Annotated in this window: 9 protein-coding genes; 5 read left to right on the forward strand and 4 right to left on the reverse strand. The window is 33.2% G+C overall.

The annotated features are described in order from the left end of the window. The 4 genes from prfB to ABYI63_RS16780 all read left to right on the forward strand — a co-directional run. Positions 1-762: peptide chain release factor 2 (gene prfB, locus ABYI63_RS16765; RefSeq protein WP_372758013.1), on the forward strand; the 762-nt coding region annotated here is incomplete at its 5' end. Next, positions 759-1376, forward strand: a complete 618-nt coding sequence (locus ABYI63_RS16770; RefSeq protein ID WP_372758014.1) for an HAD family hydrolase — start codon at positions 759-761, stop codon at positions 1374-1376. The genes prfB and ABYI63_RS16770, both read left to right, overlap by 4 nt. Next, positions 1376-1717: an arsenate reductase (glutaredoxin) gene (arsC, locus tag ABYI63_RS16775; protein WP_372758015.1), complete on the forward strand. Its 342-nt coding sequence runs from the start codon at positions 1376-1378 to the stop codon at positions 1715-1717. The genes ABYI63_RS16770 and arsC overlap by 1 nt, the downstream gene beginning before the upstream one ends. 99 nt (positions 1718-1816) lie before the next feature. Then, the gene (locus ABYI63_RS16780) at positions 1817-4255 is read left to right on the forward strand and encodes a TonB-dependent receptor domain-containing protein (protein ID WP_372758016.1); all 2439 of its coding nucleotides are present in this window, start codon (positions 1817-1819) and stop codon (positions 4253-4255) included. Between the two features lie 73 nt (positions 4256-4328). Here the strand turns inward: ABYI63_RS16780 and ABYI63_RS16785 are convergent, their stop codons facing one another. Both ABYI63_RS16785 and ABYI63_RS16790 read right to left on the reverse strand, forming a co-directional pair. Further along, entirely contained in the window at positions 4329-4520 is a 192-nt protein-coding gene (locus tag ABYI63_RS16785) for a hypothetical protein (protein WP_372758021.1), read from the reverse strand. Positions 4521-4593: 73 nt separating this feature from the next. Further along, positions 4594-5235, reverse strand: a complete 642-nt coding sequence (locus ABYI63_RS16790) for a peroxiredoxin (protein ID WP_372758017.1) — start codon at positions 5233-5235, stop codon at positions 4594-4596. 181 nt (positions 5236-5416) lie between these two features. Here ABYI63_RS16790 and fumC point away from each other — a divergent pair, with 181 nt between their 5' ends. Further along, positions 5417-6814 (forward strand): class II fumarate hydratase, encoded by a 1398-nt coding sequence (fumC, locus tag ABYI63_RS16795; protein WP_372758018.1) that lies wholly within the window; start codon positions 5417-5419, stop codon positions 6812-6814. Between the two features lie 141 nt (positions 6815-6955). Here fumC and ABYI63_RS16800 read toward each other — a convergent pair whose 3' ends face one another. After that, a complete protein-coding gene (locus tag ABYI63_RS16800) occupies positions 6956-7540 on the reverse strand; it encodes a Crp/Fnr family transcriptional regulator (protein ID WP_372758019.1) in 585 nt (194 codons plus the stop codon). Positions 7541-7745: 205 nt separating this feature from the next. Beyond that, the coding region (locus ABYI63_RS16805; RefSeq protein WP_372758020.1) for a S1 RNA-binding domain-containing protein at positions 7746-8775 on the reverse strand (1030 nt) is incomplete at its 5' end.

Raw genomic sequence — 8775 nt, forward strand, 5'->3', positions numbered from 1 at the left:
GGTGATAGTTTAAGCGCCGTATTACAAATTACTGCAGGTGCTGGTGGTACCGAAAGTTGCGATTGGGCAAGCATGCTTATGCGTATGTACTTGATGTATGCCGAGAAAAGCGGTTTTAAAGTTAAAGAACTAAACTTTCAAGAAGGCGACGTGGCAGGCATAAAAACGGTAACCTTAGAAATTGAAGGTGATTTTGCGTTTGGTTGGTTAAAGGGTGAAAATGGCGTGCATCGTTTAGTGCGTATTTCTCCATTTGATAGTAACGCGAAACGTCATACCAGTTTTGCATCGGTTTACGTGTATCCGTTGGTAGATGATACCATTGAAATTGAAATAAATCCTGCCGATATTGAAATTACCACAGCGCGTTCCAGTGGCGCTGGTGGGCAAAACGTAAATAAGGTGGAAACAAAAGTGCAACTTACTCACAAACCAACAGGCATTCAAATTCAATGCTCCGAAACGCGATCACAACACGATAACCGCTCCAGAGCCTTACAAATGCTTAAATCGCAGTTGTATGAAATCGAACTCCAAAAACAAATGGCGCAACGCGATGATATCGAGGCTGGTAAAATGAAAATTGAATGGGGAAGTCAGATTCGTAACTACGTAATGCAACCCTACAAATTGGTAAAAGATGTTAGAACAGGCCATGAAACGAGTAATGTTGATGCCGTTATGGATGGCTATATTGACCCGTTTTTAAAATCCTATTTAATGATGATGGGGCAAAAAGTTGAAGACAACAATACATTATGAAACAAATTGATACTATAATTTTTGATCTTGGTGGTGTTTTAATAGATTGGAACCCTGAATATGTTTTTTTAGACGCTTTCAATGGCGACAGAAAAAAAATGACATGGTTTTTTGAAAATATTTGTACAAGCGATTGGAACGAAAACCAAGACGCTGGTTACTCAATAGCACAAGCCACTCAAGATTTGGTTGAAAAATTTCCTGAACACGAAAATTATATAAAAATGTTTTATGGAGAATGGGAAAAAATGTTAGGCGGAGCAATTAATGGTACGGTAAAAATACTTGAAACCCTTATAAAATCTAAAGAATACAAAGTGGTTGCATTAACCAATTGGAGCAAAGAAACCTTCCCTGTTGCCCAAAGACACTTTGAGTTTTTAAGTTGGTTTGATGGCATTGTGGTTTCTGGCGAAGAAAAAACCCGAAAACCATTTAAAGAAATTTATGATATCACCTTAAACAGATTCAATATAACTCCAGAAAATTCGGTTTTTATTGATGATAATTTAAGAAATATTGAAGCGGCAAACATTTTAGGGATAAACGGTATTCATTTCGAAAATCCAGAAACGCTAATTAAACAGTTAAAAACTTTTAATATTCACTTATAATGATAAAAATACTTCACAATAACAGATGTAGTAAGTCGCGTTGCGGTTTAGAATTATTAGAATCATCAGGTAAAGAATTCGAAATTGTAAAATATCTTGAAGACACCTTATCCTTTAATGAATTAAAAGAAATCATTAAACTTTTGTCTATAAAACCAATTGATTTAGTTCGTAAAAATGAATCCATTTGGAAAACAGAGTTTAAAGGGAAGACCTTAACCGACGACGAAATAATTGAAGCCATGGTTAATAATCCGAAACTAATTGAGCGTCCAATTGTTATAAATGGAACACAGGCGGTTATAGGTAGACCTACCGAAAAAATATCTGAAATAATCTAGAAAATTGAGAAAAATCATATTAAGTTAATTAACTTTTATTTAACGAAATACAGTTAAACCATGGTTATTTTTGCGAGTCTAACTTGGAAAAATTAAACCATGACTAAAAAATTATTTGTCTTATTTTCAATATTTACTCTTGTTTTTTCGGTAAATGCACGATCTGAAAATACAAGTCCAACAATAGACAAAAACATAACCGTTACAGGTAAAGTAATCGATAAAGACACCAACACCCCACTAGAATACGCTACAGTTGCCTTTTACAGCAAAAAAGAAAAAAAAATAGTTGATGGAGGAATTACTAATGCAAATGGACAATTTAGTATTAAGGTTGCTGCAGGCGTTTACGATATTTCAATCGAATATATTTCCTATAAAAAAATAACAATACCTAACAAGAAATTAGAATCGGATATTAATTTAGGTACCACTTATCTAGAAATAGATTTTTCATCATTAGGAGAAGTTGAAATTATTGCGGAAAGAACCACTGTTGAAATAAAATTAGACAAAAAAATATACAATGTTGGTAAAGATTTAACGGTAAGAGGCGGTACCGTTAGTGACGTTTTAGATAATGTACCTTCTGTTTCGGTAGACGTGGAAGGTAATGTGGCTTTGCGTGGAAATGACAACGTTAGAATTTTAATTAACGGTAAACCTTCTGGGTTGGTTGGTTTAAACTCTACTGATGCATTACGTCAACTTCCAGCAGATGCTATTGAACGTGTTGAAGTTATCACCTCTCCTTCATCAAGATACGATGCTGAAGGTACTGGAGGTATTCTAAACATTATTCTAAGAAGAAGTAAGCTCCAAGGCCTAAACGGTGCTATTACAGTAAATGCTGGCGCACCCTTAACGGCTGGTATTTCCGGAAATATTAATTACAGAACTGGCGATTTCAACTTTTTCAATACTTCTGGTTACGATTATAGAAAATCCCCAGGAAATTCGTCTACAGAAAGTGAATATTTTAACGGTAGCGACCCTAGCACTTTTTTAAACGAGTATAGAGACATTGACAGAACCCGAAAAGGATTCACAACAAACACGGGTGTAGAATGGTATATAAATGACACGGCTTCGTTAACCGCATCCGTTGTTTTGCGTAATAGTGATAATTCAAGTGAAACAACCAATACCAGTAACGAATTTGATTTTAATGGGAATTTAATTAATCAAACCTTTCGATATGATCCTGAGACAGAAGATGATAAAACGATGCAGTATGCCATAAATTTTGACAAACAATTTAATGGTAACTCAGATCATAAACTTACTTTCGATTTTCAATATGAAAATAGTAGCGAAGATGAGTTTTCTAATATTTTGCAAGACGGAACTCTTTCTGAAGTTGTTCAAACAATAGAAGATCAGCAAAACATACTACTTCAAACAGATTATGTATTACCTTTAGGAGAGGTTAGCCAATTCGAGATTGGTTACCGAGGTAATTTTAATGAATTGAATACCGATTATTACAATGTGGTTTACGACCCAGAAATCGATTTAAGCAACAATCTAATATACCGAGAATACATCAACGCTGTTTATACACAATTTGGAAGTAAAATAAAAAACAAATTTTCTTACTTGTTGGGTTTAAGAATGGAAGATTCAAAGATTACTGTTAACCAATTAACAAGCAATGATTTTGACAGAAAAAACTATTTAGGCTTCTTCCCTACTGTGAATTTAGGATATGAAATTAGTGAAAAAGAAAGTTTTACACTTGGGTATAACAGAAGAATAAGCAGACCTCGTTCACGTTATATTAATCCATTTCCTTCTCGTAGTAGTGCAACCAACCTTTTTCAAGGTAACCCAGATTTAAACCCAAGTTATTCCAATAAAGTGGATGTTGGCTATTTAAACAGATTTGATAAAGTTACTTTAAACTCATCTGTTTACTATGAGCGTGCTACAGATGTTTTCACATTTATCGCCGAAGATACAGGAACAACAGCCATTGTTGGAGGTACTGAAATTCCTGTAATAAGAAGGGTACCTATAAACTTAGCTACTAATGACCGATTAGGATTCGAATTTACCTTAACCTACCGACCGACCCAAAAATGGAATTTAAACGCCAACTTTAATTTATTTAATTCCGAAACCAAAGGCGATTATAACGGTACAAACTTCGATGCTGAAAATTTAAGTTGGTTTGCAAGAATCAATAACAAATATACACTTCCAGGAAACATAGATTGGCAAACCCGATTATTTTACGGAGGACCAAGTCAAGATGCTCAAAACAAAACAAAAGGCATGTTTTCAACCGATTTAGCATTCAGTAAAGACTTTTTTAACGAAAGTGCTTCTTTAGCTTTTAATGTAAGTGATTTATTTAATAGCAGAAAAAGAATAACAGAATCAACTACTTCAACATTTATCAGTAACAGTGAATTCCAATGGAGACAACGTTCTTTCAATTTATCATTCACTTACAGATTCAATCAACAAAAGAAACAAGCCAGAGATCGTGGACAAAATAACGGTGGAATGGATAATATGGATTTTGAAGGTTAGCAATAACCTTCAAAATCCAATAAAAAAGGGAAGCTAAATTAGCTTCCCTTTTTTATTAAATATAATGATTATATTATGAGTTTTGACGTTTAGCCTTTTTCTCTTCTCTAATTTCTTTTAATCTTTCAATTAAAGAACCACCAATCCAATAAGGAATAACGAATGTTAATAAAAATATCATTAACCAAAATCCAATTGTTAAAATGGTTAAAAAAGCTAAAAATCCTAAATATTGGTCAAAATCAAACATAATTATAAGTATCATTTAAAAATCTTAGGCAAATATAATGTAAAGGTTCATCTTACACAATATCAAACCTAAAATTTATTTAACCTTATTAATTCAAATTTGGTTGTGGCGTCATTCTTAAATAAGGCTTAACCTCTTTATGTCCTTTTGGAAACAATTCAGGTATTTGATCATTTGTAACCGCCGGAGAAATAACCACGTCTTCACCATTTTTCCAATTAGCTGGGGTAGCAACTTTGTAATAAGCTGTTAATTGAAGGCTATCAATAACACGTAATAATTCATCAAAATTTCTACCAGTTGATGCTGGATAGGTAATAATTAATTTAACTTTTTTATCATCACCTATTACAAAAACCGAACGTACTGTAAACTTATCACTAGCATTTGGGTGTATCATATCGTATAATTCAGAGACCTTTTTATCTTCATCTGCAATAATTGGAAAATTTACTGTTGTATTTTGTGTCTCGTTAATATCGTCTACCCACCCTTTATGAGATTCTAAACCATCAACACTCAATGCTACAACTTTTACATTACGCTTATCAAATTCCGGTTTGTATTTTGCCACGGTGCCTAACTCTGTTGTACAAACTGGAGTATAATCTGCTGGATGCGAAAATAAAATACCCCAGCTATCCCCTAACCATTCATGAAAATTAATTGTTCCTTCTGTTGACTTCGCTGTAAAATTTGGAGCAGTATCTCCTAATCTAATTGTTGCCATAATTATATTTATTTTTTTGAATTATTAAATTTATACAAGCCAATTTACCTTTTTTTATTCAAATCATAAAGTATGAGAGCGTTATATCTCTGTTAAAAAAACTTTGAAAAACTAACATTTATCATAGCCAGCAAAAAGATAAAACCATTAACTTTACATCAATAATTAAATCGTTATTAAAATGAGTTTTAGAATAGAAAAAGACACTATGGGTGAGGTAAAAGTGCCTGCCGATAAACTTTGGGGAGCACAAACCGAGCGCTCTAGAAATAATTTTAAAATAGGAGCTTCAGCATCCATGCCTTTAGAAATAATTTATGGCTTTGCTTATCTTAAAAAAGCTGCAGCTTACACAAATTGTGAACTTGGGGTTTTACCTATAGAAAAACGCGATTTAATAGCGGCTGTTTGCGATGAAATATTAGCTGGTAAACATGACGACCAATTTCCTTTGGTAATTTGGCAAACAGGATCAGGAACGCAAAGTAATATGAATGCTAATGAAGTTATTGCCAATAGAGCACAGCAATTAGCAGGTAGAATTATTGGTGAAGGTGAAAAAGCAATTCAACCTAACGATGATGTTAACAAGTCCCAATCATCTAACGATACCTTTCCAACTGGAATGCATATAGCGGTTTATAAAAAAATTGTAGAAGTTACTATTCCGGGAGTTAAGCAACTTCGCGATACGCTTAAGAAAAAATCCGAAGCATTTAAAAATGTTGTAAAAATTGGTCGCACGCATTTAATGGATGCTACGCCGCTTACTTTAGGACAGGAAATTTCAGGGTACGTTGCGCAATTAGACCATGGTTTAAAAGCTTTAGAAAACACATTACCGCATTTAAGCGAATTGGCATTAGGGGGTACTGCTGTTGGCACAGGGTTAAACACACCTAAAGGTTACAGTAAACGCGTTGCTGAGTATATTGCACAGTTTACAGGACTTCCATTTGTAACGGCTCCTAATAAATTTGAAGCTTTAGCTGCTCATGATGCTATAGTTGAAACACATGGTGCTTTAAAACAATTAGCCGTTTCTTTAAATAAAATTGCAAATGACGTTAGGATGATGGCCTCCGGACCAAGAAGTGGTATTGGAGAAATTATTATTCCAGCAAATGAACCAGGAAGTTCAATTATGCCAGGAAAAGTAAACCCAACCCAATGTGAAGCATTAACTATGGTTTGTGCTCAGGTAATTGGTAATGATGTTGCTATATCGGTAGGTGGTTTACAAGGTCATTATGAATTGAATGTGTTTAAGCCTGTTATGGCTGCAAATGCCATTCAATCGGCACAATTATTAGGTGACGCATGTGCTAGTTTTAATGAACATTGTGCTGTTGGTATTGAACCAAACCATGATGTTATTAAAACACTTTTAAACAACTCTTTAATGTTGGTTACAGCCTTGAACACTAAAATAGGATATTACAAAGCAGCTGAAATTGCAAATACAGCTCATGCTAACGGTACTACTTTAAAAGAAGAAGCTATTAATTTAGGATACGTTACTGCCGAAGAATATGATGAATGGGTAAGACCAGAAGATATGGTTGGAAGTTTAAAATAAATATTCAATCCACTATAAGTAAAAAAACAGGTAAATAAATTTACCTGTTTTTTTTTGGTTGGTTAGCTATCAATCCTTGTAATGTTCAAAGGAAATCAAGTCAAATATATAATTTAACGTTTTATTATTTATTAACAAATGTTAATAAATTTCAATTTTATTTCTTATCCTACTTAATTGTACTGGAGTTATACCTAAATAAGAAGCAATATGGTACTGAGGGATTAGGGTTTCAAGGTTTGGAATTTGATTGCACAATTCAAAATACCTACTTTTTGCATCTAAAGAAATTAAATCTACCAAACGTTTCTCATAAACTCTATAAACAGATTCTAAAATTTTTGTGTACAATATATTTAAGGATTCATGTTTTTTACATAACATTGAGAATTTATAATAATCGATCTCATACATTTCAGAGTCTAAGAGTGTTTCGTAAACAAATTGGGATGGTTTTCTATCAATCAATGATGTTAATGGACCAACAAAGCTATAAGGCAAGTAAAAATTTTTATTGTACTCCTTACCCGATTCAGAACTTAAATAACACCTAACAACACCAGAGGTTAGCATGTATACTTTTGTTGGTACTTCATTTTCTTTAACAATTTGCTTTCCTGCCTTTATTGTTTTAAATTCTGAAATATTAAACAGCTCTTCAACAATTTCATTGGGAATACTACTAAATGAATTTAAGTAGTTAACATGACAGTCTTTTTGATTCATTGGGCTTAAAACTTTAAAGTGCTGGAATATAAATTCAATTTAAAATTACACCTTCTTTGTATCCACCCATCAAAAGTTCTACAATTAGCATATAAATTTGTTTAGTTGCATTAAAGGGAGGTTCGGTAAAATAAAGCATAAAAAAAGCCTTCAATAAATTGAAGGCTTTAAATTACAAATGAATTTTTAGCTTAAAATCGCAAAATTATTTTTTGCTTTTTGATGCTTTTCCGTCCATTTTATCTTTAAGAGCTTGTAAAGCTTCGTTAGCATCACCTAAAGTTGGTTTTGCTTCAGCAGCTTGTGCTTCTATTTTCTTAGCAGCAGCTTTTACGTTTGCAATTTCTTCTGCTTTAAAAATAGCAGTATGAGAAGCTACAACACGTTTAAACTCTTTGTTAAATTCAATAATTTTAAATTCAGCAGTATCGCCTTTTTTAAGTTTACTACCATCTTCTTTTTCAAGGTGACGTGTAGGAATAAAAGCAACGATATCTTCATTAAACTCTACAGTAGCTCCTTTATCAACGATTTCAGAAATTTCACCAGTGTGAACAGTTTCTAAAGCGAAATCAGTTTCGTAAGCATCCCAAGGGTTTTCAGTTGTTTGTTTGTGACCTAAAGATAATTTACGTCCTTCAACATCCAATTCTAATACGATAACTTCTAATTTATCACCAGCTGAACAGAATTCAGATGGGTGTTTGATTTTCTTAGTCCAAGATAAATCTGAAATGTAAATTAATCCATCAATACCTTCTTCTAATTCAACAAATACACCAAAGTTTGTAAAGTTACGAACGATACCTGTGTGTTTAGAACCTAATGGGTATTTAGATGTAATATCAGTCCATGGATCAGAAGATAATTGTTTGATACCTAAAGACATTTTACGTTCTTCTCTATCTAAAGTTAAGATAACTGCCTCAACTTCATCACCAACATTTACGAAATCTTGAGCAGAACGTAAGTGTGTTGACCAAGACATTTCAGAAACGTGGATTAAACCTTCAACACCATCAGCAACTTCAATAAATGCACCGTAATCTGCAATAACAACTACTTTACCTTTTACTTTATCTCCAACAGCTACAGTATCAGCTAATGCTTCCCATGGGTGTTTAGATAATTGTTTAAGACCTAATTGGATTCTTGATTTGTTTTCATCAAAATCAAGGATTACCACGTTAAGTTTTTGGTCTAATTCTACAATCTCGTTTGGATGATTGATTCTA

The organism is Mariniflexile sp., assembly GCF_041583155.1.
In the GTDB taxonomy this organism is placed as follows: Bacteria; Bacteroidota; Bacteroidia; order Flavobacteriales; family Flavobacteriaceae; genus Mariniflexile.

Excerpts from the sequence above, each read along its gene's own strand:
- ABYI63_RS16770 (WP_372758014.1), top strand. The coding sequence starts at position 759 with ATGAAACAAATTGATACTATAATTTTTGATCTTGGTGGTGTTTTAATA.
- arsC (WP_372758015.1), top strand. The coding sequence starts at position 1,376 with ATGATAAAAATACTTCACAATAACAGATGTAGTAAGTCGCGTTGCGGT.
- ABYI63_RS16780 (WP_372758016.1), top strand. The coding sequence starts at position 1,817 with ATGACTAAAAAATTATTTGTCTTATTTTCAATATTTACTCTTGTTTTT.
- ABYI63_RS16785 (WP_372758021.1), bottom strand. The coding sequence starts at position 4,520 with ATGATACTTATAATTATGTTTGATTTTGACCAATATTTAGGATTTTTA.
- ABYI63_RS16790 (WP_372758017.1), bottom strand. The coding sequence starts at position 5,235 with ATGGCAACAATTAGATTAGGAGATACTGCTCCAAATTTTACAGCGAAG.
- fumC (WP_372758018.1), top strand. The coding sequence starts at position 5,417 with ATGAGTTTTAGAATAGAAAAAGACACTATGGGTGAGGTAAAAGTGCCT.
- ABYI63_RS16800 (WP_372758019.1), bottom strand. The coding sequence starts at position 7,540 with ATGAATCAAAAAGACTGTCATGTTAACTACTTAAATTCATTTAGTAGT.